Origin of the sequence: Pontibacter amylolyticus (assembly GCF_014638845.1) — a bacterium.
GTDB lineage: Bacteria > Bacteroidota > Bacteroidia > Cytophagales > Hymenobacteraceae > Pontibacter > Pontibacter amylolyticus.
Window position 1 is genome coordinate 127,594 of the sequence record NZ_BMFP01000008.1, and the last position, 26,691, is coordinate 154,284.

Here is a 26,691-nt window from a genome sequence, read left to right on the forward strand (position 1 = left end):
CGCTGTCGCTGCATGCAATTGTACGGAAACAGCAACCCAATATAGCGAAATATGGAAAAGAGCTCCAAAGTAAACTGGCTAAAGTTGCTGCAATACATTTTGCTGGTGGCGGCCTTGCTATACTTCGGACGTACACTTTTTGTTCCGCTCAGCTTTTCGCTCCTGATCAGCTTTATCCTTTACCCGATCGTCAAGTGGCTGGAAGTCCGTGGCTGGAACCGTTGGGGCGCCATCCTGTTTTGTCTGCTGACCCTGCTCGTGGTGATGGGCGGGCTGACCTGGCTGCTGGTGCGACAAATGATCAGCTTTGGGCAGGAATGGCCTATGCTGCAGGAGAAGCTGCTGCAGGCCTGGCAGCAGTTCGGGCTATACCTGGAGCGAGAGTTTGGCGTGGACGATGTGCAGCGCAGCAACTGGATGGAAGGGCTCGTAAAAGACGCGACCTCCACCGTACTCAACGTAGGGCGGGGAGTGCTGTACGCTTCGGTCACCACGGTGGTGCTTTTCCTGCTGATCCCACTCTATGCGGCCCTTATCCTTTACAACCGCGAACAATTGGCGGCCGCGCTTTTCTCCATGTTCCCGCATGCAGAGCACCGCAAGATCCGCAGCATTCTGCAGGAAACCATTACGACTTATTACAACTTCATCAAAGGGATGATCATCGTGTATGCGGTGGTGGGGGTGCTGAACAGTATCGGACTTTTGCTGTTGGGTATACCGCATGCCGTCTTCTTTGGCATTGTGGCCTCCATTCTCACGTTTATACCTTACGTGGGCATCTCCATCGGGGCTATTCTGCCCATGGCCGTGGCCTGGATCACCTACGACTCGGTGTGGTACCCGGTTGGGGTGATCATCGTGTTTTCGGTGGTGCAGTACCTGGAGGCCAATCTGATTTTCCCGCTGGCCGTGAGCTTCCGGCTGCAGGTGAACATGCTCTTCACTTTGCTGGCCATTGTGGCGGGCGGCATCCTTTGGGGAGCGTCCGGCATGATCCTGTTCGTGCCTTTTGTGGCCATTCTGAAACTGATCGCCGACAAGCACGAGGAACTGCGGCCAGTTTCGCTGCTGCTGGGCACAGGGATGCGGCCTACTAAACCTAAGCCAAAGCCGAAGCTTAAGATCGGTCGTTTCCGCCGAAGCCAGGACTAGCTTCGTTCTCCAGCCACTCCCGTTTCAGCAAACTGTATACCTCCAGGTCGATGAACCGGCCCTGCAGCCATTCGCCGTCCCGCTCTATACCTTCCTGTTTGAAGCCCAGCTGCTGCGGAATGCGGCTGCTTTTGTGGTTGCCCACGCCCACCTTTATCTGGATGCGGTTCATGCGCATCTGCTCAAACGCCTGTGCAATCAGGGCGGCGCAGCATCGGATCATGATGCCCTTCTTCTGAAATCCTTCGCCCAGCCAGTAGCCGATCTCCAGTTTCCTGTTCATGCGGTCGATGGTTTTGTAGCCAATAATACCCGCCACTTTGCCCTGAAACCGGATGGTGTATACCTGGTCCTGCAGGTTGCCGGGTGTGGTGACGCTGCGCAGGTATAGCTCGGTGTCGGCGGCGGATTGGCTGAAGTCGATGAAGGGCAGCCACTCCCGTAGGTATAGCCGGCCGCTGTCGATGAGTTGGAAGAGGGCCGTGGCGTCGCTCACCTGCGCTTCTTGCAGGGTTATCTCCGGGGATACGAGCAGTGGTTGTGAAGTTGGAGCAAATCTCATGGTATGGCGGGGCGCTATTGTAAATTTCTAAAAAAGAGTGTGCTAAACATAATGATCTATAAATCAGTTAAATATATTAAGGCTATCGCTGCCACTCTTTTATGAACGCATATATTTATCGCAAGACTATGAAAAAAACGCTACTACTTCTGCTTTTTTTTAGCTTCATTTTTACGGCTTCCGCACAGGACAACAACATTGATCTGGGCGCCAAGCTGGGGTTTAATATCTCCAACATCAGCAAAGATCCGACTTTGGTGGAGGAATCAGCCGGAGTGGGGACAGAATTCGGGGTTTTCGCCCGTATCGGTGAGCGCTTCTATGTGCAGCCGGGCATCGATTTTGTGAACAACAAGCTCACCATTCAGCGCACGGTGCAGCCGCGCTCCGGCGAGCGTGACGAGGTGCGCTTCCGCTATTTCCGGGCGCCGGTGCTGTTGGGTTGGGAGAGTGACTATCAAAAACGTAGCGGCGGCTCCATCCCTTTTCGGATGATGGCGGGCCCGTCTTTTGCCTATAACATTGGGGTGAGCGACAACAACCTGGATGTTCGCCGCCGCCATGTACGCAATGCCCAGTTTGCGCTGCACGGCGGAATAGGTATCAAACTCCTCCGCTTGATCGAGCTGGACCTGATGTACGCCCATGGACTCACCAGTGTGTTCAATGATGACGCTGCCGACGGAAAGTTCAGGAATTTCTCGCTGACCGTGGGCTTTAGTATTTAGCAACCTGCACGAACATCTATAAGATGCCGGAAAAACAAAAGCCTGAAAGAGCTGCTACTGACTCTTTCAGGCTTTTGGATTATTAGGTATAGCTAATGGTTTAGTTGCGCTCGGTGCGTTCTTCTCTGGCTGGCACAGTCTCTTTTGCTTTGGCGGGTTTGCGTCTTTTCTCCGGGCTGCGTCGCTTCACGTATACCGCTGATGAGCCTTTGTCGTCTTCCTTGCGGATCGTGAACAGGTCTTTGTGCGCCTTGATCAATTGTATCAGCTGGCTATACCCGAAGGTACGCGGGTCGAAAGCAGGGTCCAGGGTGCGCAGGCTGGTGCCTATACCTCCCAAATGCGCCCAGCCGTCTTCGCCTACCGCCATTTCAAAAGCCTCTTTCAGCATGGGCACCGGGTTAGGCCGTGGGTTTTCCTTGCCGTTTGGCGTGGATTTGTCTGCCGCCGCTATTTGCTTCTCGCTAATGTCGTCGGTCAGGTTTTCGGTGTAGATGAAGATGTTACAGGCGTTTACAAAGGGCTTGGGCGTCTTGCGCTGCCCGATGCCCATCACAAAAATGCCGGCCTCTCGTATTCGCGTCGCCAGTCGGGTATAGTCGCTGTCCGACGACACGATGCAGAAGCCGTCCACCAGATGACTGTGCAGCAGGTCCATCGCGTCGATGATCATGGCGCTGTCGGTGGCGTTTTTGCCCACGGTATAGCGGAACTGCTGGATGGGCTGTATGGCGTGGTTGTTCAGGCACTCTTTCCAGCCGTTCATCTGCGGAGTGGTCCAGTCGCCGTAAATACGGCGGATGGTGGTTTGACCGTATTTGCCGGCTTCGGCCAGTATTTTGACGATGAGGGTCGGTTGCGCATTGTCGCCATCTATCAGCATGGCCATGCGCTGTTGTTTTTTCTCGTTGAAGGGTCTGCTCATAAAATGATTTGCGCCGGGGTCTTGTTACCCTGTCAGCACTGAATTTGGTATGTTATACTTCTGAAATGAAGATGGGTTGTAAGAAGGTAGGGAATTCCCTATATAAGAGGAGATTGAGTATATTGTGATGTAATTTAAGGATTTTAAATTCAAATGGATAGGGATAAAGCGATTACTTTTGGTTTTTAGCATTGAGTGAAAAACAAATTATCAGAAAACCCACTTTTCAAAGTAATATTTTAAAACGTTTGTATTAGCTGTATACTACTATCTGATGCTTAATAAGTTTGAATTAGAGAAAAGAGTAACTGATGCTTTTTTAAGAAGCAAAGGGTTAATACAATTCAAGCTAATTAAACCGGAGGGAGACCCTCCAGATATTATTGCGCAAATCGGTGATAAGTTGATTGGTATAGAAGTAACACTAATTCATAGCAATCAGTCACAATTAAGATTAGAAAAGAACTATAGTAAAATCTTCATCAGAGTTAAAGAACTATTAGCTAAATCGGGTGTAAATAACTTAGTTATAAGAGTTGAGCCAGAAATAATCAAGGGATTACACAGGGAAAAGTGTAGCGAAGTAATTGCTAATGCTTGTTTAGGTAATTTAGATAAGATTGGGTTTAACAGAACCGAATTAGTGATGAACCCTTTTCTCGGAATAAAGAAGATTGTAGCATTTAGGGCAGTAGAAGAGGGAATAATCATAACATTTGACTCAAGAAGTAATTCATATGGTCCATTACGAAGCAGCAGAATAGAATCTGTTATTGAGGGTAAAATCAATAAGCTAAATAAAGCAAAACAAGAAGCCCCAAAACAACATAGCCTCTTGAATGAAAATTGGCTTTTGATGACTATTGAAGGGACATTTTATTCTAACTATGCTGGAGTAGCTGACGATAGAATCTCAATTGGATTGAAAAACTGTTATGACAGAGTCTTTGTCTATCATGAAAGAAAGAATTGGATTCAAGAACTAGAAGTGATGCTAAATGCTGTGTAAACTTTGACCTCATATCCTAAAACTAATGTATCGACTAATCTTACTTTTGCTGGGGATAGCAGCATTCTCCTGCACTCAAAAACTGGTTAGTCCGGAGCAATTAGTGTTTGACAGGATAGCCTATGTATTCGGTCTCAAACCGGCCATAGCACAAGATATCTGGCCGGGCTTCGATGACAAGCAGTATGACGTTCCCTTGATCTACTACACCGACTCCTCCTCCTTTTTAGCCAATCCCACCAGCAAGTTTTTAAAGATTCATAACCCAAGGCAAGTTTTCCAGAACAGCGATATAGCGGTGTACAAAACGGCTACTCGCCTTGACAGCATTCCCTTTCATATGGCAGTGAACTTCACATTTGGTGATTCCAGTGCGTATGATAACTATGCACCCTTTATGCATTGCAGTAGTCTGGAGGAAACAGGTAAAGTCGTGCAGGATGTGGCTTCAACCGAAACCTGGGTGACCATGGTCGTGCATGAGTATTTTCACGGGTTCCAATTTCAGCACAAGGACTATCTACAGTACTTTGCCGATAGCATCGCTACTTTTCAGAAAGGTAAATTAAAAGATCTTTACAAGGAGCATGTTTGGTATAAAGAAAAAGTGGACAAAGAAAACGGATTCCTGCTGCAGGCTTTAGCTTCTGATGATCGGGATGAGATCAAAGAACTGCTTGCAGCCTTCCTCAAAGAAAGGGGAACTCGCAGAGGTGAAACAAAGCGGAGACTCGAACTTGACATTGAAGCTGTTGAAAAAACATACGAGACACTGGAGGGTACAGCCAGGTATGTAGAGCAGAAGCTATACGAAAAGTTTTCGCAGAAGCTGCCCGATGCTCAATTGCAAAAGTCAGATTCAGCGTATCATGAATACAATGCTTTCAAAGATTACGAATTAGAGAAGGACGAATGGCTATACCTGACGCCAAAGTCCGGAGTGTATTTTTACGCTACGGGCTTTAACATGACAAGGCTCTTCGACAAGCTGAACGTTGGGTATAAAGACAGGCTGTTTAAAGAAAGCCAGCTGTCATTAGAAGATATACTTAGGACGATTTAAGCAGAATAGCGGCTTCAGCTAAAACTCAACCCACTTAAACACTGTACTCCCTATGAAAAAATTATTCTCCATCTTAACCCTCCTTCTCACCGTGACACATTTTTCAGCACAGGCGCAGGTGTTTAAAAGTGAAGAGCCCCTGGCCCATACCTATTCGATTGTAGCCCGCGACGCAAAGACCGGCGAGATGGCCGTTGGCGTGCAAAGCCACTGGTTTTCGGTGGGCACCGCCGTGCCCTGGGTAGAGGCAGGCGTGGGCGTGGTGGCGACGCAGTCTTTTACCAACAAGTCGTTTGGCTTGCGCGGTCTTGCTTTACTGAAAGAAGGCAAGTCGCCGCAGGAGGCGCTGGATATTTTGCTGGCCGATGACGAGGGACGGGAAGTGCGCCAGTTGTCGATACTGGATGCGCAGGGCCGGGTGGCGACCCATACCGGCAAACAGTGCATTCGCTATGCGGGGCACACCATCGGTACCAATTTTTCGGTGCAGGCCAACATGATGCTTACCAACAAGGTATGGCCGGCCATGGCGAAGGCTTTTGAAACGAGCACCGGCAAGCCGCTGGCCGAGCGGGTGTTGCTGGCCATGCAGGCAGCTGAGCGTGAGGGAGGCGATATCCGAGGCAAGCAGTCGGCGGTGCTGGTGGTGGTGCGCGGCAAGGCCACCGAGCAGCCATGGGACGACAAGACCATCGATCTGCGGGTGGATGACCACGAGAAACCGCTGGATGAACTGGACCGCCTCCTGAAGGTATACCGCGCCTACGAGCACATGAATAACGGCGACCTGGCTGTGGAAAAAGGGCAGATGGAAAAGGCTATGCAAGAGTATGGCAAAGCTCAGGCCATGTACCCGAACAACCTCGAAATGAAGTACTGGCACGCCATCGCACTGGCCAACAACGGTGACATCAACGGGGCCACCAAGATCCTGCAGGAGGTATACAAAAAAGACAAAAACTGGAAGGAACTCACCGAGCGTTTGCCTGAAGTAGGCTTGCTCACACTCAGTCCGCAGAATTTGCAGAAGGTGTTGCAGGTGAAGTAGGTATAGCGGGAATTATACCGGATGTTGTTTGTACTTCGAAATGATTTCCTAACTTAAAGCCCCAAACAAATCTACGCTAACCTTTCACGTATTATTCACCTGATGATGTTACTTAAACACAAACTACGTGCCTTTGTGGCCGGGGCAGCTATGCTAGCCGCTATACCTGCCATGGCGCAGCAGAACACCTACAAGTCCGACTCCACCGTCATCCGCAAATTTTACGACGACGCCCTCACCAGCTACGAGAGCTACGAGAACCTGCGCTACCTCACCAAGAACATCGGTGCCCGCCTGAGTGGCTCACCGCAGGCCGCTGCCGCCGTGGAGTGGAGCCGCCAGGTGATGGAGAAGATGGGCCTCGACCGCGTATACCTGCAGGAGGTGATGGTGCCGCACTGGGTGCGCGGCGACAAAGAAGTGGGCCGTATCCTGAGCGGACGCAACGGCAGTCAGGACGTGAACATCCTGGCGCTGGGCAGCTCGGTAGGCACCGGCACGCAAGGCTTGAGCGCGCAGGTAATCGAGGTGCAGAACTTCGAGGAGCTCGAGAAACTGGGTAAGAAGAAAGTGAAAGGCAAAATCGTGTTCTTCAACCGCCCATTTGATAACAAACACGTGCATACCATGGCAGCCTATAGCGGCGCGGTAGACCAGCGTGGCGGCGGCCCCGTGGCAGCCGCTAAACTCGGTGCCGTGGGGGTACTCGTACGCTCCATGGCCAACGATATCCAGGACGTGGCGCACACCGGCAACACCCGCTATGCCGAGGACGTGGAAAAAATACCTGCTGCTTCCATCAGCACCAAAGGTGCCGACGAACTGAGCGCGATGCTGAAAAGCGATCCGGAGTTGAAATTCTACATGCGCATGACCTGCGAAACCCGTCCGGATGTGCTCTCTTATAACGTGATCGGTGAGATCAAAGGCTCCGAGAAACCCGAAGAGATTGTCGTAGTAGGCGGTCACCTTGACTCCTGGGACGTAGGCGAAGGAGCGCATGACGACGGCACCGGTTGTGTGCAGTCCATCGAGGTGCTGCGTCTGCTTAAAGAGCAGGGGATACGTCCGAAGCGCACGGTGCGAGCCGTGATGTTTATGAATGAAGAGAACGGTTTGCGCGGCGGCCGCAAGTATGCCGAAGAAGCCAAAGCGAAAGGTGAGAAGCACGTAGCGGCCATCGAGTCTGACGCAGGCGGCTTTACCCCGCGCGGTTTCGGTTTCGATGCCAATGACGAGCAGTACGCCAAAATACTTTCCTGGAAAGACCTGTTGGCCCCTTACGGCCTGCACGAATTGAACCGTGGCGGCGGCGGTGCCGACATTGGTCCGCTCAAAGGACAGAACAACGTGGTCCTGATCGGTCTGCGCCCCGACTCACAGCGCTACTTCGACTACCACCACACCGAAATCGACACCTTCGAGACTGTAAGCCGCCGCGAAATGCAGCTGGGCTCAGCAGGTATGGCCGCCCTGGTATACCTGATTTCAGAGCACGGCCTGAATGGAGGTACTGCCAAGGCAGGCAGGTAAACAGCTTAAGCTCAGCGAAAAAGCCAGCTCTATACCTAGATAGAGCTGGCTTTTTTATGTCAATGCAAGGGCGCTGCTCAAAAGACCTCGCGGCTCTGAAAGACACCGCTAGGTCATGGCGGGCTTATGGGAGCAGGAGCGAGCTGTCGCCGTAGCTGAGGAAGCGGTAATCATGGTCCAGTGCGTGGCGGTATACCTTTTTCCAATCCTCGCCGATCAGGGCGGCTACTAACAGCAGTAGTGTGCTTTCAGGTTGGTGGAAGTTGGTGACCAGTCCGTTGCACAGCTTAAAGGTATAACCCGGCGCGATGATAATCTGCGTGCTGGCGTGCAGGTGCTCTGTCTGGTGCCGGTCCATGTAGTCGAGCAAGGTTTGCAGCGCTTCTGTGGCGGCAGGTGGGGTTTTGGTATCGTATGGAAGCCATTGGGTGATGTGTAGTTCTTCGGGTCTCAGGTCTGGTTGCAGCAACAGCAAGGCACCCAGCCAGTACAGGCTCTCCAGACTGCGCATCGAAGTGGTGCCCACAGGTATAAGCGGCCGGCCCAGGTGCTGCTGCAGTTGCGCCACCACTTGCCTCGACACCATCAACTGCTCGGCGTGCATTTCATGGGCTTCCATGGTGTCGGCCTTCACCGGTTTGAACGTGCCGGCGCCCACGTGCAGCGTCAGGTAAGTGCTGGCTATACCTCTGGTCTGCAAGGCATTCATCACATTGTCGGTAAAATGCAGTCCGGCGGTGGGGGCAGCCACAGCGCCTTCGTTGCGGGCGTAGATGGTCTGGTATCGGGTGCGGTCTTCTGGCGTAAGCTCGCGGTTCAGGTAGGGAGGTAACGGCAATCGTCCGCAGCGCTCCAGCACCTCGGCGAAGGTCAGTTCGGCAGGCGTCCACGTGAAACGGATCAGGAAGTGTCCGTCCTGCTGCGCATCGCGCTCGGCTGTTACCACGCCTCCCTCAAAGAATATTTTCAGCGGACCCTCTTTCCAGCGCTTGTTGTTGCCCACCAGGCATTTCCAGGTGCAACTGCGTGTCTGTTGCATGGCCAACTGCACCTCGCGGTGCGGCTTCACCGGCTCGAGGCAGAAAATCTCCACTTCGCCACCGGTTGGTTTGCGGAAGATCAACCTTGCCTGTACCACCTTGGTATTATTGAATACCAGCAAACTGCCCGCAGGCAACAGCTCCGGCAAATCCTGGAAGGTATGGTCGGCTATGGTGTGATTCCTACAATAAAGCAGCCTGGACTGGTCACGCTCCGGCAGCGGAAACTTGGCAATGCGCTCATCTGGCAGCTCGTACACAAAATCCTTTATGGCCAGATTTTTCGGGTTGGTATGCATTGTAATTGAGGTAAGAGCTAAACGTTAGAAGCAGGGCGTTTTTTTGTTGTATTTACTTACCCCTAACCTTTAACTTATAACTGATTGGGCACAAAGGTACGCAATCCCGAAAAATATTTACTGCCTTCAGTATTTATCCTCCCTATAGCTTCTTACCAGAGCCATCTTGGACAAATTATCCGGTAAGGATTGTTCAGCTTCAGTCCCAAAACCACTTCGTGGGTGTTAGCACTCACTCGTCTCATATCGGTGGTAGGAATGTCGTGTGAGTAACTGATATCTATTAGGTGATTGACATAGATTCCCACCATAACGGCTACGGCATCCTGGTGCCGGTAGGATGCCCCACCCCAGAACTGTTGCCTGTAGGTAGCTTTTAGGTTTCCATCGAGTGCGACTTTGCCTCCTAAAACTGTTTTTGCCATGAAAGATGGGGTAAGGGATATATCCCTGGAAGCCTGCAGGCGTAGTCCACCGGTCAGATAGTAGTGGGGTAGCATTTTAAGGAATGGCCTGTCAGGATGCTGCTGTATGCCTTTGTCATTCATAAGTAATTGCTTACCTGATGCTCCCAGATAGAAATTCTCACCATAGAGCCATAGGCCCAGGCCCAGGTCGAACTTAAGCATGTTGCTGAAATCAGCATTCAGGAACGGGTCATCGGGATTTTGCAGCACTGCACTGTTTTGGTCCAGGTTAAATTGGGCGATACCGGCCGATGCGCCTGCTGACAAATTGATACCATCTGTCATGGGAAGATGGTAGGCATAGTTCAGATTGAGGGATGAGGCGCGCAGCAGTCCCGCTTTGTCGGTTTGCACAATGGCACCCAGTCCGTGGTGCGAACGGTTATAGAAGCGGTTATTCTTGTTGGCATTGCTACTGTTGCCAAGTGCTCCCGGCAGTCTGTTTAAGGGGAGGGTATTGCGGTCGCCTTTGCCCAATGCAGCATGCACAGTAGCGTAATATGAAACCGGGGCCCCGTCTACACCCACCCACTGGCTGCGGTAACCTGCCCGCACATCCGCATATGGCTCTATACCTGCCACCGCCGGATTCACCAGAAAGCTGTTCTGCATATACTGGGTATAGTTCGGATGAAACTGGGCGATACCTTTCAGGGCCGTGAGACAAAGTAGCAGGATGAGTAAAAGTCTGGCCATAGCTTATACTATTTGATGAGGGTTATACTGCCCGTAATGGGCTTCTCTTTGTCGTCGAGCTCAATGATATAGTAATAGGCTGCCATGGGCAGTTGTTTCCCCTGGTGGGTGCCATCCCAGGGAATACTATAGCCGGTGGATTCAAAAATTTTTGCACCCCAGCGCGTGAACACCTGGATACGGCATTTCGGATAGTGCTCTATATTCTCGATATACCAGGTCTCATTTAGCCCGTCGCCGTTCAGGGTAATGGCGTTCGATGGCTTGATGCGGGGAATAACTTCAACCGTTACCTCGTCGGTGTCGGTGCAGCCGTATTGCGTAGTCACGGTTAGGGTATAGGTAGTCGTTTTATCAGGGCGGGCAATCGGGGTAGCGCTGGTGGGGTCCGACAGGCTTTCGGCTGGTGACCATTGGTAGTTCACGCCGCCTCTGGCGATCAATCCGGCATTGCCACCTTCAATAATGGATACGTCCTCCCCGGCATCGGCTTTCGCTTCCTGCACTCGCACGGTAACTGTTTTTCTTGCCACACTTTGGCACCCTCTGCTACTCGTTGCCTGTACATAGTAATTAGTAGTCTCCTGAAGCACAGGCGTTGTAAAGCTGTTGCCACTACCCAGCGGTCTGCCTCCGGTCGGCTGGCTGTACCATTCAAGTACGGTGTCTGATGTATAGGCCTCTGCATGAAGGGTAGCCTTCCCGCCCCGGCAAATGTCAGCACTGGGTATGTGGCGGACGAGGGGCTGTGGGTCCACCGTGATTACTATTGCTTCGCTCACTTGCTGGTTGCACGGCCCAGACATAGCACGCCTGCGAAACCAGGAGGTTTGTTGAAGCTCCCCGGAGTAGTAGTGCTGTTTGTTGTTTTCACCAGGAGCTGCAGAAAATCCTTGAATGCCATTGAGCGTGCTGATCTCCCAGGTATAGGTATAGGTACCATTGCCACCAGTAGGAACAGAACCAGCAAGGGTGTTGGGTTGGGTGCCGTAGCAGAGCCGTTGGTCCCCTGTTATCTTGTTGTTTAGAATAGGTTTATACCTGGGCCTTATTTCAATAATATCAGTGGCGGTGTACTCCTGTCCGCAACGGGTGGAGGTCACTTTAAAAGCAATCTGGTAGACCTCACGCTCCATGGCCTTGCAATCGATGGGCCAGCTGAAGCTCCCTGTCGAGGTTCCCTGACTGGTGTCGGCGCTGAAAGAAATTGTATGGTCTGTGAGGTTAAATCCTATACCTTCGGCAGAGAGTGAGACCAGGTCATTGTCAGGGTCTCGGCCCGTTACCTCGAATTGCAGCGTTTGGGCTTCAAAGGTTTCCAGCACTTTCGTGCGGGTAGAGAAGGCGATGGTCGGTGGTCGGTCAGGTATAGGCTCGGACCGGAAACTCACACGGACCGTATCCTGTTTCGGTTGTCCGCAGCCCCGGTCCCCATAGTCGCTCACAATCACGTCAATCATATAAACCTGGCCATTTGTATCCATGCACGCATCCAGGCACAGAGCGGCTTTGAGTACATCGGTTGACGAGCCCGTGTTGATGCTGCCAGTAGTCATGCCTGACAGGGAGAAGTAATTACCACTGAAGTTAACTGGTTTTGCTGTAAAGGTAAGCACTTCGTTTCGGTCAGGATCTGTAGCGAACAGATCGATGCATCGTGGACCTGTCTGAGGGATGGTAATTACCTGCCCCGGCTTGTATACCTCTGTCTTACCTTTTTCCCTGACTGTGAGGACGGGGGGCCTGTTTAGAGTGCATTCCTTAACCAGGATGATCATATCACGCCGTACTTCACCTATTTTAACCCCGTTCCGGAACTCCTGGCAACGCACCGTAAAAGTGAACAAGCCTTTTTGGGAGGGACGCACCGTAAGCCTACCGGTGCGGCTGTCGATGGAAAGCGGAACAGTGGCCGGAACAGCGTTGTCTTTGCTGTAGCCTGCCAGCCACTGTATCTCCGGGTACGGACCGGGCCTGGGGGTGGGAATTTCATTAGAGGATGAGCCATTCCCATTGAGCGGGGTCACCAGGTCATACACCAGCTGGTCACCGTCCACGTCTGTAGCCTGAAAATCGTAGGTAAAGGTCTCATCCAGACAGGTATAGTCACTTAAGGGCAGGGCGAGCACCGGAGAAGAGTTTTTAAACAAAGCCCCGTTTCTGACCACAGCCGGAAACTCCAAGTAGTAAACATTGCCAGCCTCCTGCGGTGTGGCAATATTGGCTACGCTCTGGTTGCGGCAGCAGCGATCCCATACGGCGTAATATCCTTGCGGGTGTGTGAACAGGGCCGGGTCCAGGTAGATGTCCTGGTAGTAGAGGAGTTTTGATGTTTTAAGTTCTTCCGAGGCGCAGTCAACGATGGAGTACTTTATTAGCTTCTCTTCCCGCAGCGGCATCGTAACGGTCATCATCACCTTGTTGGTCCCCTTCTCGAAGATGGTTACTTTAATGTCATTGTCTTTGTACTCGGGCAGACCGTGGATCTCATCAAAGTATAGGTTCAGAAACAAGCGGAAGTGGTAGCCATTGCGATGCCTGATCTCCATGTCGCCGCCTGCCAGGTGCAGGGCAGAGGCAGACGTACAGATACACAGGAGTGTAAAAAGTATGGGTAAACGGTATCGCATACTGGGATAGATCCGCAAAGTGTCTGTAAAGTTATAATGGAGAGTATAGTGTTTGTTTTATACTATACATATTTTTTTTATAAATGTTTCTTTTTAAAACTGATTATTGAGAGGAAATTGGGCACAAAAAAAGGCAATGGCGCTACCGTGCCATTGCAGGAACCAAGATGTTAGTTTGAGGGGGTAGGGGGTGGCTAAAGCCGCTGGAATTACTGTGATCTTATGATGCAACTGGCTTGAACACTATTTGAGAAAAGCTGGCTATGCAACATTCTCCTCCAAATCATTCAACTCAAGCTCCAGCGCCTTTACCGATATCAGAATCTCCCGCAAAGCCAGGGCCAGCGAGATCATGAGTAGCAAAAGGCTGAGGCCGAAGGTATACTTGCCTGCTGTGCTATACCCTGCAAAGAGGATGAACATGCAGAACACGCAACCGAACATACTGGCAATGCCGAATGCCTGCATGTTGCGGATCAGGACTAGGCGAATGCGCAGGTTCTCGATCTGTCCGTACACCAGTTGGCTCTGCGTGGAGGCATATCGGGTTTTGAGGCTGCGGATCAGGTTGGCAAGCGCCAAAAAGCGGTTGGTGTAAGCCAGCAGCAACAGCGAGATGGCCGGAAACAGGAGGGCAGGAGTAGTTAGGGTGATTTCCATGGACCCAAAAGGGATGTGGGTTTACTGAATGCTTTTCAGAAAGTCCTCGTCGAGGGGTTCATCATCGTCTTCGTCAGGCTGTGGGGCATCAAAGTCGATGTCCTGCAACGCTTCCAGACCTTCCAGTATCAGGTCGTCCAGTTCTTCTTTAGACGTGGCGTCCAGTGTTTGTTCAAACAGGGCCAGCAGGTGCTCCCGTTCCTCGTTCACAAATATTTCGTGGTACAGGTTGTCGAACAGCCCGATCTTCTTTTGGATGATCTTGTCAATTTCGCGGGTGTTTTTCGCCTTGACAGCTTCCAGCAATAAATGCAGTACATCTTTAGCACCCTCGTTGTCGGCCAGGCGGGCATAGGCCTTGATCAGCGCAATCGCTACACCCAGCCGCAGGCGCTCAAACCGAAAGCCTACTTCCTCCGCCGCTTTTCCTCCCTGGGTGCGCGAATTCCGCAAAGCCTGCTCCAATTGCTGGTACACAGCCGTGGCAGGCCCCTCAAATACATGCGGGTTTTCTGGTGCAAAGGCAGTCTGGAGTAATAGCTCGAAGCTCTTGGCGCTCATATACAATCTATCTTAAAATGGGAGATGTGCAAAGGTAATGGATTGTAGCAGGTTTTGCTAAAAACATGCCGCAACAGGCCCGCTCATAACAAGTAATGAACTATTGACATTTGTAGAAGGCATTCAAATATCGAAAGATATATATACTTCAGTATAAACTTCGAAAAAGTATAGTTACCTTTTGAATGTTTATTCCTTTCTATTAAATAAATTTTGCATAGTTTTGATTTGCCAATTGTTTGAAATTAGATCTGGCTCAAATATAAACACATGTCTGGTAAGCAATAGAAGCTTTTACAGGCATTTCAATTTCGAGATTGGGACTTTCGGATGTGTAACAGTTTTTTAATAGAATATATTTAATTTATTTTTTATATAATTCAATAAGTTCTTTTGCATTTAAAAGATATAATGCTAAAGTGATATTTTAAGATTAGGGTTTAGCCCTAAGTGATGTGTTACTTTATGCGGTTTAACCTATTTTTCCGAATTATGAAGACCCTTAAATCAGTTGGAACATTAACCCTGCCTATATGGAGATAAACTTTACTCAAAAAATTTCCCACTTTCTTGCGATTTTACTCTTAGGGATGTTACAGTTGGTGGCATCCCCTGATGTGTTTGCGCAAAGAACTACACCTATTATTGATGTGGATTTATCAGGAGACCCAAATGCCGTTTGGGATTCCAGGTTTGATACCCAGGATGTAAGCAGATTTGGGCAGCTTTGCGGTGCCGCGAAACAGGAAAACTGTATTCAGTTTCGCGTAAAGTTGCATCCTAACTCAGGCGGTTTAGCTTTGGCTATTGTGGCAGGGCCTAAGCCGGACGGTTCTATGACCTATCGTTTGAACAACGGCAACGATGCCTGTAATGGACGCGTAGCGACCATCGGTGAGCCTATCTGTGCCGAGGGGATTGGACCGCATATCATCACGCTCTGTATGCCAGGTCAGGCAGATCACCAATATAAGCTGATTTCAACAGCCGCGTTTGTTCCAATTGACGATGCTTCTGTAACATTAGGGTGTTCGGCTGTCCTTAACGCACCGGCTTCTTTTTTGGCAGGCACTGTTACCTGGCGAGACAAATCAGGGCAGGGTTACGAGAAGTTTTTGAGCGACCCTACGGCGACCAATCCAACTGTCACCCCTGATGCAACTGCGCCAGCGTATGTGGATTATATTGTAAGTGGTAATTCAAACGCCTCTGAGTGTACGAATATCCCCTATTTTGACGAAGTCAGAGTATACTTCTATCCCGAACCCGTCGTCACCGTCGGGCCACAACCGGCCATTATCTGTCCGGGAGGGAGCAGTGTACAGCTTACTGGGAGTGTAACCGGAGGCGATCAGGCAACGGGTTTTGACTACTTCTGGTACGGGCCAGGCGGAAGCGTGGTCGGTCGTGATATTACGTACACGGCAAACGCTGTTGGAACCTACAAATTCGCAGCGGTTCCGAAAAACTCCTTTAACTGTAAAGAGTTCTCGGCCACGGTCAATGTGGTGACGAACCTCACCGCGAACGCAGGCGCAGATCAGCTGGCGTGTTCTTCGGGCACAGTGCAACTGGCCGGTACTGTAACAGCCGCCCTCGGAGGCCGGTGGAGCACGAGTGGTAGCGGTACTTTCTCTAACAGAGACGACCTGAACGCTGTTTACACGCCTTCGGCAGCAGATATCACTGCCGGGGCTGTTACGCTTACGCTGGAGTCAACCGGAAATGGTAACTGTTCGCCGGTGCGCAGCACAACGCGCATCACCTTCTACAAAATGGAGGTGAACCTGACGGGAACACCCGTTATTTGTAACGGTACATTGGGTACCATTACGGCAAACGTAACAGGCGCGCAGGGTGCCTTGCGCTACCGCTGGAGCAACGGTGCGACAACAGCTACTATAAATGGTCTTTCGGCTGGCACTTACTCAGTGACTGTAACGGATGAAAAAGGCTGTGCTATTACGCAGTCATTTACAGTGACGCAGGTGAATGGCCCGGCTGACTTCACGGCCACGCCAACCAACACCACTTGCGGCAATACCAATGGGCAGATTGTTGTCAATAATGTGACAGGCGGAACGGCCAACTATACCTACAGCAAGGACGGAACGAACTTCCAGACGAGCAATACCTTTACAGGACTTGCAGTGGGCAACCACACCATTACGGTGCGCGATGCCAACGGCTGTACAGTTGCCAAATCCTTCACGCTGACCAATACACCTGGACCGACTGCAGTTGCGGCCACGTCAAATCCTGCCAGCTGTCTTAACAACGACGGCTCCATTACAGCGGGAGAAGTAACTGGTGGTACAGGTACCAAAACCTACTCCATCAACGGCACCAATTTCCAGGCAGGTACAACCTTCACGGGCCTTGCTTCCGGTGACTATACCCTGACGGCAAAGGATGCCAATGGCTGTACCGTAACTACTTCGGTAACAGTGGCGCAGGCTTCCATTACCAACTTTACAGCTACACCAGCCTCCTCTACCTGCGGCAATCCGAACGGTACTGTAACGATCTCCGGTGTAGTAGGAGGTGTAGGCGCACTGGAGTACAGTAAGAATGGACAAACCTACCAGTCATCTACGCTCCTCACCGGCTTTGCTGCCGGTACGCACACGGTTTGGGTGAGAGATTCGAAAGGCTGCGTACTGAGCAAATCAGTGACTGTGCAGAACGTGCCAGGCCCGACCAACTTCACCGCTACGCCAACTTCTTCTACTTGTGGCAACAGCAACGGGCAGATCGTGGTAAGCGACGTGGTTTCCAGCGGAAACAAAACCTTCACTTATTCTATTAACGGTGGAGCTTACCAGTCATCAGCTACCTTTACAGGCCTGATTGCGGGTACTTATAATGTGTCGGTACAGGATGCCAATGGTTGTACTTTCTCCAAGTCTGTTACACTGACGAATGTGGCCGGTCCTACAGCAGTAGCAGCTACTTCCACTTCTGCCAGCTGCCGCAACAACGACGGTACCATTACAGCAGGAGCTGTGACAGGCGGTACTGGTACGAAGGAATACTCCATCAATGGCACTACCTTCCAGGCAGGCACTACTTTCACAGGTCTGGCTTCCGGAAACTATACCCTGACGGCACGTGATGCCAATGGCTGTACTGTAACTACTTCAGTACGAGTAGAGCAGGTAATGCCGACAGACTTCACAATCACACCGACTGCAGCCACTTGCGGCAACCCGAATGGTAGTGTGCAGGTGAGCAATATTGTGGGCGGTGTGTCTCCTTATAAGTATAGCAGAAACGGCACTACTTTCCAGGACAATGCAATCCTGACTGGTTTTGCAGCCGGAACCTATACTATCACGGTGCAGGATGCGCGTGGCTGTACGTTCGCCAAGCAAATCGCCATTACCAACGTACCAGGCCCATCTGATTTTGCTTTCACAGCGGCATCTTCTACCTGCGGCGGCACAAACGGTAGCATTACAGTAGGAACTGTAACAGGCGGCACGGGCACCAAGACCTACGCCATTAACGGCGGTAGCTTCCAGAACTCCAATGTCTTCTCTGGTCTGCTTGCCGACAAGTATAGCATCACCGTAAAAGACGCTAACGGCTGTACGTTCACAAAAGAAGTAACAGTAGGCGATGTGGCTGGCCCTAGCAACTTTGCCGCCACTGTGGACAACACCACCTGTGGTGCTGCGAATGGACAGATCACTGTAACCGGTGTGACAGGCGGAACGGGCACCTATACCTACAGCAAAGACGGTGTGAACTTCCAGAACTCAGCTGTTTTCTCTGGCCTGGCTATAGGCAACCATACCATTACCGTAAAAGACGCCAACAACTGCCGTTTCTCCAGAACCTTCACGCTTACGAATGTGGCCGGTCCAACGGCGGTAACGGCCACCACACAGGCGGCAAGCTGCCAAAATAACGACGGTACCATTACGGTAGGAACCGTGACAGGCGGTACCGGCACTATGAGCTACTCCATCAACGGCAGTACTTTCCAGGCTGGTAAGGTGTTTAGCGGACTTGCTGCAGGACCTTATACTGTAACAGCGAAGGATGCCAATGGCTGTATCGTGACCAGATCGGTGACGGTGGGTACGAACGTGCCAACAAACTTTGCCTTCACCACCAATCCATCTACCTGCGGCAACAGCAACGGTACGATCACGGTGGGTACGGTAACAGGCGGTTCAGGTACCTATACCTATAGTAAAGACAATGTAACCTATCAGACCAGCCCGACTCTAACCGGCTTCTCCGCCACGACGCATACTGTTTGGGTGAAAGATTCAAAGGGCTGTGTGGTATCGCGTCAGATAGCGGTTAGTAACGAAGCAGGTCCTACTGACCTGGTAGCGTCTGCAACGGCATCGAGCTGCGGTAATCCGGATGGTGCACTGACGGTAACGGGTGTAACCGGTGGAAAAGAAGGCTATACCTATAGTATAGACGGCACCAACTTCCAGGCATCAGCTACTTTCACGGCACTGACTGCCAGAACCTACAATGTAACGGTGAAAGATGCCAATGGCTGTACGTACACCGAAGCAGTAGTAGTGACGGATGTAGCAGGCCCTTCTGATTTTACGGCTTCAGTGACTACAACCTCTTGCGGTCGCAACAATGGCAGTATCCGGGTAACAGCTGTAACAGGCGGTACTTCAGGTTATACCTATAGCATCAATGGCGGAACGTTCCAGACGTCTAACAACTTCGGAACGCTGAGAGCGGGTACTTACAATATCGCTGTGAAGGATGCGAAGGGTTGTACTTTCGCGAAAGATGTGGTAGTAGAAGACGTAGCCGGACCAACAGATTTTGTGCTGACAGCGAATACCGCTACTTGTGGTGGCAGCAATGGCTCCATCGTAGTAGGTGCTGTAACGGGTGGTACTTCCGGCTATACCTATAGCAAGGACGGCACGAACTTCCAGGCCTCTGCTACTTTCACAGGTTTGGCAGAAGGCACGTACACCATCACAGTAAAAGACAACAACGGCTGTACTGTTGCGAAACAGATAGCTGTTGCCAACATTGCCGGCCCAACTGATTTCACGGCCACGCTGAAGGCGACCACTTGCGGCGCGGCGAACGGAGAAATCACGGTGACTGGCGTGACGGGCAACACCACGAGCTATACCTATAGCAAAGACGGTGTGAACTTCCAGGCCTCCGCCACTTTCACAGGTTTGACGGCAGGTGCCCACAGCATTACGGTGAAGGATGCGAATGGCTGTACGTTCGCCAAGTCGTTTACGCTGACCAACGTGGCCGGTCCAACAGCGGTGGCAGCCACCTCGGCTGCGGCGAGCTGCGCCAATAACGACGGCTCCATCACGGCTGGTGCAGTTACAGGCGGCACTTCTCCTTATACCTACAGCATCAACGGCACCACCTTCCAGAGCGAAACGGCTTTCACCGGCCTGGCTTCTGGTAACTATACCTTGACAGCGAAAGATGCTAACGGCTGTATTGTGACTAGAGCAGTTACGATCAACAAGAACATCCCGACCAACTTTGCCACTACCACGACAGCCTCCACTTGCGGAAGCAACAACGGCTCGATCACGGTAGGCGCAGTAACGGGAGGTTTCGCTCCTTATACCTACAGCAAAGACGGTGTGAACTTCCAGACGGCCTCTACGCTGACCGGCTTTGTGGCCGGAACGCACACCATCACGGTGAAGGACGCGAAAGGCTGTACCATCACCCGCCAGATTGCGGTAAGCGACGTGGCCGGACCTTCTAACCTGACTGCCTCTGCCAATTCATCGACTTGCGGTAACCCGAACGGACAAGTGGCGGTGACGAACGTGAGCGGTGGCGTGGAGCCTTATACCTACAGCATCAACGGCGGCACTTTCCAGACTTCGGCGACATTCACTGGCCTGGCGGAAGGAACCTACAGCATCTCGGTGCGCGACGCCAACGGCTGTACCTTTGCCAAAGACGTGGCGGTAAGTAACATCGCCGGTCCGAACTTTACGGCAACAGCGCAGGCCTCTACCTGCGGCGCCAGCAACGGACGCATCAGCGTGAGCGAGGTAAACGGCGGCACGACCCCTTATACCTACAGCATCAACGGCGGTACTTTCCAGAGCGGCACAGGCTTTACAAATCTGGCGGCCGGCACTTACACGATTGCCGTGAAAGATGCGAACGGCTGTACAGCTACCCGTGAGGTGGAAGTGACCGATATCGCCGGTCCATCTGACCTGACGCTTGCTTCGAAAGCCTCTACCTGCGGCAGCGCGAACGGTTCTGTTTCTGTGAACAATGTAGCAGGCGGCACGGCTCCTTATACTTATAGTATAGACGGCACCAACTTCCAGGCTACAGCTTCTTTCGGAACGGTGCTGGCGGGAACTTATACCATCACGGTAAAAGATGCCAACGGCTGTACTTTCAGCAAAGCGATTGTAGTGGAAGATGTCGCCGGACCAACCGACCTGACTGCCACAACCAAAGCGACTACCTGCGGCACCAGCAATGGTGAGATTACAGTGACAGGGGTAACAGGCGGAGCGACAGGCTATACCTACAGCAAGGACGGTGTGAACTTCCAGGCTGAAACCACCCTGACTGGCTTTGCAGCAGGCACGCATTCGATCACCGTGCGCGACGCCAACGGCTGTACTTTCACCAAGTCAGTTACGGTAGCCAACATCGGCGGCCCAACGGCAGTTGCAGCTTCAGCTACACCGGCCAGCTGTAACGACAACGACGGCTCGATCACCGCTGGAACGGTAACAGGTGGCACAGCTCCTTATACCTACAGCATCAACGGTACAAACTTCCAGAGCACAACAGCCTTTACAGGACTTGCCTCTGGTAGCTATACCTTGACAGCGAAAGACGCCAACGGCTGTATCGTGACACGCACGGTGACGGTAGGCGAGAACGTGCCAACTAACTTTGCTCACACGACAGTGCCATCTACCTGTGGTCGCAGCGACGGCAGCATCACGGTGGGCACGGTTACAGGTGGTACGGGTACCTATACCTATAGCATCAACAACGGCAGCTTCCAGACGGGCACTACTTTCACCGGACTGGCAGCAGGCGCGCACCGCATCACGGTACGCGATACAAAAGGCTGTACCTTCACCAAGTCAGTTACGCTGGAAAATGTGGCAGGACCACAGTTCACAGCCTCGACCAAAGCCACTACCTGCGGTGCCAGCAACGGCAGCATTATGGTAGGAACAGTTACAGGCGGCGTAGCCCCTTATACCTACAGCATCAACGGCACGACCTACCAGAGTACGACTACTTTTGCCAATGTAAGGGCAGGGGAGTACTTTGTTTCGGTGAAAGACGCCAACGGCTGTATCGGTACGGTAACAGTTGAAGTACAGGATATCGCCGGACCAACTGACTTCACACTGGCTGATGCTTCCTCGACCTGCGGTAACAGCAATGCGAGCATCAGCATTAGCAATGTGGTAGGCGGCACGGCTCCTTATACCTACAGCATTGACGGCAATAACTTCCAGACTTCAGCCAACTTCGGTTCGCTGGCAGCAGGGGAGTACACCATCACGGTGAAGGACGCCAACGGTTGCTTGATTACTAAGACCATCGAAGTAACGGACATTCCGGGACCAGGCGAACTGACACTGGCCAGCACGGCCTCTACCTGCGGCAGCGCCAACGGTGTGGTAACCGTAAACGGCGTGACCGGTGGAACAGCCCCGTATACTTACTCGATCAACGGTACAACTTACCAGGCCGGAACCCGCTTTGAGTCTGTGCTGGCAGGGAAGTATACCGTGACGGTGAAGGACGCGAATGGCTGTACCCTGAGCAGAGAGATCACCGTGACCGATATCGCTGGTCCATCTGATCTGGTAGCCACTGCCAAAGCCTCTACTTGCGGCGCGGCAAACGGCGAACTGACCATCACAGGCACAACAGGCGGAACAGCTCCTTATACCTACAGCAAAGACGGTGTGAACTTCCAATCGGAGCTGACACTCACTGGGTTTGCAGCGGGTTCGCACACCATCACCGTGCGCGACGCCAACGGCTGTACTTTCGAGAAGGCTTTTGATGTGACCAACATTGGCGGACCTACTGCAGTGGCGGCAACGTCAGGTGCAGCAAGCTGCGCCGACAACGATGGTTCCATCACGGCCGGTGCGGTAACGGGCGGTGTAGCTCCTTATACCTACTCAATTAACGGCACCACCTTCCAGAGCGGAACGGCTTTCACAGGCCTCGCCTCCGGAAGCTATACCCTGACGGTGCGTGACGCCAACGGCTGTACAGTGACCCGAGCCGTGACCATCAACAAGAACATCCCAACCAACTTCGCTACTACCACGACAGCCTCTACTTGCGGAAGCAACAACGGCACGATCACAGTGGGTGAAGTTACCGGTGGATTTGCTCCTTATACCTACAGCAAGGACGGTACGACCTTCCAGACCTCGGCTACGCTGACTGGCTTTGTGGCCGGAACGCACACCATCACGGTGAAGGATGCCAAAGGCTGTACTTATACTGCACAGGTGCAGGTGAGCGATATCGCGGGTCCGTCGGCACTGGCGATTGCGCCAAGAGCAAGCACCTGTGGCAATGCAAACGCTTCGTTCGCCATCAATGGCGTGACTGGCGGAACGGCTCCGTATACCTTCAGCATCGATGGTACCAACTTCCAGAGCGCGACTACTTTTGCTTCTCTGGCTGCCGGTACCTACCAGGTGACGGTGAAGGATGCGAACGGCTGTACCTATACCCAGGCAGTAACGCTGGAGAACATCCCGGGTCCGTCTGACTTCGTAGCTTCGGCCCAGTCTTCGAGCTGCGGTCGTGCGAACGGAAGCATCACGGTAAGTAACGTAAATCCGGGCACAGCGCCTTATACCTACAGCGTCGATGGTACCAACTTCCAGACTTCAGCCACGCTGACAGGTCTGCTGGCCGGTAAGCACACCATCACCGTGAAAGATGCCAACGGCTGCGTGGTTTCGAAAGAAGTGACGATAGAGAATGTGCCTGGTCCGAGCAACATGACGCTGGCCAGTACGGCTTCTACCTGCGGCAGCGCGAACGGTGCCATTACGGTAACAGGTGTGACAGGCGGAACAGCCGGCTATACCTACTCCATCAACGGTAACAGCTTCCAGGCAGGCACCAGCTTCGAGGCTGTATTGGCAGGAACCTATACCATGACAGTGAAAGATGCCAACGGCTGTACCTTCAGCAAGGAGATCGTGGTGACGAACATCGCCGGACCTTCCGACCTGATCGCTTCTGCCAAAGCATCTACTTGCGGCGCGGCAAACGGTGAGCTGACCCTGACGAATGTTTCAGGTGGAACCGCTCCTTACAGCTACTCCATCGACGGTAAGAACTTCCAGGCGGCAGCTACCTTTACAGGTCTACTGGCCGGAAGCCACAACATCACGGTGAAAGATGCCAATGGATGTACGTTTGCCAAAGCCTTCACGGTAACGGATATCGCAGGTCCTTCTGCGGTAGCGGCGAGTGCGCAAGCGGCAACCTGTGCTGACAACGACGGCCGCATTACGGCTGGCGCAGTAACGGGGGGCACGGCTCCTTATACCTACAGCCTGAACGGCGGCGCTTTCCAGTCCGGCACAGCCTTCACGGCACTGGCCTCAGGAGAGTATACCCTGACGGTGCGCGATGCCAACGGTTGCGAAATGACGACCACAGTGAAAGTTGAGAAAGACGGTCCGGGCAGCTTTGTTGCCTCAACCAGCAGCTCAACCTGCGGCAGCGACAATGGCAGCATCCGGGTTGCTTCGGTGAACGGCGGCGTGGCTCCTTATACCTACAGCCTGAATGGTGGTGCCTTCCAAAGCGCAGCCAGCTTCTCAGGTCTGATGGCAGGGGCGTACACGGTGACTGTAAAAGACGCCAACAACTGTACGCACACCGAGACCATCACGATCAACAACGTGGCCGGTCCATCTGACCTCACTGCTTCAGCTCAGAACACCACGTGCGGCAACAGCAACGGACAGATCAGCGTGAGCAACGTGACGGGCGGAACAGCCCCTTATACCTACAGCATCAACGGTACCAACTTCCAGACGTCAGCCAGCTTCACGGGCCTGGCGGCTGGCGAGTACCAGGTGACGGTGAAAGATGCCAACGGCTGTACGTTCGCCAAAGCGGTGACGGTAACGAACACTAACGGTCCGTCAGCATTTGCGACTACAACCAAAGCCTCTACCTGCGGCGCCAGCAACGGCAGCGTGACGATTGGTGCGGTAACCGGCGGCAAAGCTCCTTATACCTACAGCAAGGACGGATCAACTTACCAGCCTACAGCTGAACTGACAGGTATGGCGGCAGGCAACCACACGGTATACATCAAAGACGCCAACGGCTGTACCTTCAGCAAAGCAGTAGTCATTGAGAACATTGCCGGCCCGACGGAATTTGCGCTGACGGCCTCTACAGCAACCTGTGGCGAAGCCAACGGTGGCATCGTGGCAAGCGGCGTGAAAGGCGGAACAGCTCCTTATACCTACAGGCTGAACGACGGTGCCTTCCAGAGCGACGCGGCCTTTACTTCAGTAGCGGCAGGTGAGCATACCATCACCGTGCGCGATGCCAACGGCTGTACAATCGAGAAGAAAGTAGTGGTAGATAACGTAGCGGGTCCTTCGGCCCTGACTGCAACTGCAACTGCTGCCTCTTGCGACGCGAATGATGGTAAGATCACAGTAAGCCAGGTAACTGGCGGTGTGGCACCTTATACCTACTCTATCAACGGCGCTGCTTTCCAGGCTTCCACTGCCTTCGCGGCACTTGCTCCGGGTGAGTACGAAGTGATGGTGAAAGACGCTAACGGCTGTACCACTTCTACGACGGTAACAGTTGGTCAGAAAGGTCCGAAAGAAGCGACCGTAGCGGCCAAACAAGCGGCCTGCGGCGAGGCAAACGGTTCTATCACGGTAACGGCAGTAAACGGTGGCACAGCCCCTTATGCCTACAGCCTGAACGGTGGCAGCTTCCAGGCTTCGGCTACTTTTGCTAACCTGGCGGCAGGTGCTTATACCATTACCATCAAAGACGCCGAGGGTTGTGCCATCAGAGTAGAGCAAGCGGTGACAACGAGCGGTGGTGTGGAAAGCTTTACAGCGACTGGCACCGATGCCAGCTGCGGTGAACGCAACGGACGCATCGCCATCAGCGCGATCGTAGGCGGCACGGCTCCTTATACCTACAGCATCGACGGAACTAACTTTGTGACTGATGCCACCTTCACCGGTCTGGCCGAAGGCGACTATACAGTAACGGTGAAAGATGCCAGTGGCTGTATCCAGATCCAGAAAGTGACCCTTCAGAATAGCCCGATGCTGACCGATGTGAAGTTCACCGTATCGGCTGCCACTTGTGGCGATAAAGCCGGTGAAGTGAAAGTAACCGAGGTAAAAGGCGGTACGGCTCCTTACAGCTACTCACTGGATGGTGCTAACTTCTCTGCTTCAGCCACACTGGCGAACGTAGCGGCCGGAAGCTATACCTTGATCGTGAAAGACGCCAAAGGCTGTACCTTCTCTGTGCCGGTAACAGTAGCTGGCCTGTCGAGCAAAGTGGCCAATGTTAGTCACATCAGCTGCTTCGGCGAGAAGAACGGTACGATCCTGATCGAGGCGACCGGCGGCGATGCGAACACAGAGTACAGCATTGACAACGGCAAGACCTTCCAGAAAAAACCAGAGTTCACGGGACTGGCCAAAGGAACCTACCAGGTAGTAACCCGCTTCTCTTCTACTTGCACCATTACACTGGGTGCCGTGGAAATTAAGGAGCCGGCTGCCCTGCAAGTGGAGATGGCTGTGACGGATGGCAAACCAGGCAAGCCAAACTCAGGCAGCGCCAAAGTAAGCGCGATCAGCGGAGGAACGGCACCATACGTCTACTCACTGAACGGTGGAGATTTTGTAGCCGAGTCAGAGTTCCTGAACCTGCGCGGTGGCAAGCACTACCTGAAAGTGCGCGATGCCAATGGCTGTATCACCGAAGTTGAGTTTGATGTGACAAGCTTAGGCGAGTTGGACATCCCGAATGGTTTCACACCGAACGGCGACGGCATCAACGACACCTGGGTGATCCGCAACCTGCCGGAAACCTACCCTAACTGCAGAGTAACGGTTTACAACCGCTGGGGCAGCCCGGTATTCGAATCGAAAGGATATGGCAACGAGTGGGACGGTACGAACAAAGGCAAACGACTGCCTGACGGTACTTACTACGCCATCATTGAGTTCGGTGACGATACGCCGGCTGTCAAGACATCAGTGACCATCATGCGTTAAGTTTCGCCATTTTAGAAAGAGA

General features: G+C 52.5%; 14 protein-coding genes. 7 read left to right on the forward strand and 7 right to left on the reverse strand.

Features of this window, described 5'->3' with window-relative positions; genetic code table 11:
- Nucleotides 1-51 precede the first annotated feature (51 nt).
- Complete coding sequence (locus tag IEV97_RS18165) at nt 52-1,155, forward strand: AI-2E family transporter (RefSeq protein ID WP_188502916.1); 1,104 nt, start codon at nt 52-54, stop codon at nt 1,153-1,155.
- On the opposite strand, the gene IEV97_RS18170 is transcribed toward IEV97_RS18165, so the two are convergent.
- Nucleotides 1,121-1,717 (reverse strand): GNAT family N-acetyltransferase, encoded by a 597-nt coding sequence (locus IEV97_RS18170; RefSeq protein WP_188502917.1) that lies wholly within the window; start codon nt 1,715-1,717, stop codon nt 1,121-1,123. The genes IEV97_RS18165 and IEV97_RS18170 overlap by 35 nt on opposite strands.
- A gap of 128 nt (nt 1,718-1,845) precedes the next feature.
- Between IEV97_RS18170 and IEV97_RS18175 the strand changes: the two genes are divergently transcribed.
- Nucleotides 1,846-2,445 (forward strand): porin family protein, encoded by a 600-nt coding sequence (locus IEV97_RS18175; protein WP_188502918.1) that lies wholly within the window; start codon nt 1,846-1,848, stop codon nt 2,443-2,445.
- A gap of 100 nt (nt 2,446-2,545) precedes the next feature.
- Here the strand turns inward: IEV97_RS18175 and IEV97_RS18180 are convergent, their stop codons facing one another.
- Nucleotides 2,546-3,370: an NYN domain-containing protein gene (locus IEV97_RS18180; protein ID WP_188502919.1), complete on the reverse strand. Its 825-nt coding sequence runs from the start codon at nt 3,368-3,370 to the stop codon at nt 2,546-2,548.
- 274 nt (nt 3,371-3,644) lie between these two features.
- On the opposite strand from IEV97_RS18180, the gene IEV97_RS18185 reads away from it, so the two are divergent.
- The 4 genes from IEV97_RS18185 to IEV97_RS18200 all read left to right on the forward strand — a co-directional run bounded on the left by IEV97_RS18185 (nt 3,645) and on the right by IEV97_RS18200 (nt 8,023).
- Nucleotides 3,645-4,379 carry a hypothetical protein gene (locus IEV97_RS18185; RefSeq protein ID WP_188502920.1) on the forward strand — a complete coding sequence of 245 codons (735 nt, stop codon included), beginning with the start codon at nt 3,645-3,647 and terminating at the stop codon, nt 4,377-4,379.
- Between the two features lie 25 nt (nt 4,380-4,404).
- On the forward strand, nt 4,405-5,442 hold the full coding sequence (locus IEV97_RS18190; protein ID WP_188502921.1) for a hypothetical protein: 1,038 nt from the start codon (nt 4,405-4,407) through the stop codon (nt 5,440-5,442).
- Nucleotides 5,443-5,494: 52 nt separating this feature from the next.
- Entirely contained in the window at nt 5,495-6,490 is a 996-nt protein-coding gene (locus IEV97_RS18195; protein ID WP_188502922.1) for a DUF1028 domain-containing protein, read from the forward strand.
- A 105-nt stretch (nt 6,491-6,595) separates the two neighbouring features.
- Nucleotides 6,596-8,023, forward strand: coding sequence for a M20/M25/M40 family metallo-hydrolase (locus IEV97_RS18200; RefSeq protein ID WP_188502977.1), 1,428 nt, complete (start codon nt 6,596-6,598; stop codon nt 8,021-8,023).
- Nucleotides 8,024-8,147: 124 nt separating this feature from the next.
- Here IEV97_RS18200 and IEV97_RS18205 read toward each other — a convergent pair whose 3' ends face one another.
- The 5 genes from IEV97_RS18205 to IEV97_RS18225 form a co-directional block, all read right to left on the reverse strand.
- Nucleotides 8,148-9,362 carry an S-adenosylmethionine:tRNA ribosyltransferase-isomerase gene (locus IEV97_RS18205; protein WP_188502923.1) on the reverse strand — a complete coding sequence of 405 codons (1,215 nt, stop codon included), beginning with the start codon at nt 9,360-9,362 and terminating at the stop codon, nt 8,148-8,150.
- Between the two features lie 152 nt (nt 9,363-9,514).
- Nucleotides 9,515-10,525, reverse strand: a complete 1,011-nt coding sequence (locus tag IEV97_RS18210) for a PorP/SprF family type IX secretion system membrane protein (RefSeq protein ID WP_188502924.1) — start codon at nt 10,523-10,525, stop codon at nt 9,515-9,517.
- 8 nt (nt 10,526-10,533) lie between these two features.
- The gene (locus IEV97_RS18215) at nt 10,534-13,155 is read right to left on the reverse strand and encodes a T9SS type B sorting domain-containing protein (protein WP_188502925.1); all 2,622 of its coding nucleotides are present in this window, start codon (nt 13,153-13,155) and stop codon (nt 10,534-10,536) included.
- 261 nt (nt 13,156-13,416) lie between these two features.
- Nucleotides 13,417-13,815, reverse strand: a complete 399-nt coding sequence (locus tag IEV97_RS18220) for a DUF2721 domain-containing protein (protein ID WP_188502926.1) — start codon at nt 13,813-13,815, stop codon at nt 13,417-13,419.
- Between the two features lie 21 nt (nt 13,816-13,836).
- Complete coding sequence (locus IEV97_RS18225; protein ID WP_188502927.1) at nt 13,837-14,376, reverse strand: hypothetical protein; 540 nt, start codon at nt 14,374-14,376, stop codon at nt 13,837-13,839.
- Nucleotides 14,377-15,212: 836 nt separating this feature from the next.
- Between IEV97_RS18225 and IEV97_RS18230 the strand changes: the two genes are divergently transcribed.
- The gene (locus IEV97_RS18230) at nt 15,213-26,669 is read left to right on the forward strand and encodes a T9SS type B sorting domain-containing protein (protein ID WP_188502928.1); all 11,457 of its coding nucleotides are present in this window, start codon (nt 15,213-15,215) and stop codon (nt 26,667-26,669) included.
- The last annotated feature ends 22 nt before the right edge of the window (nt 26,670-26,691 follow it).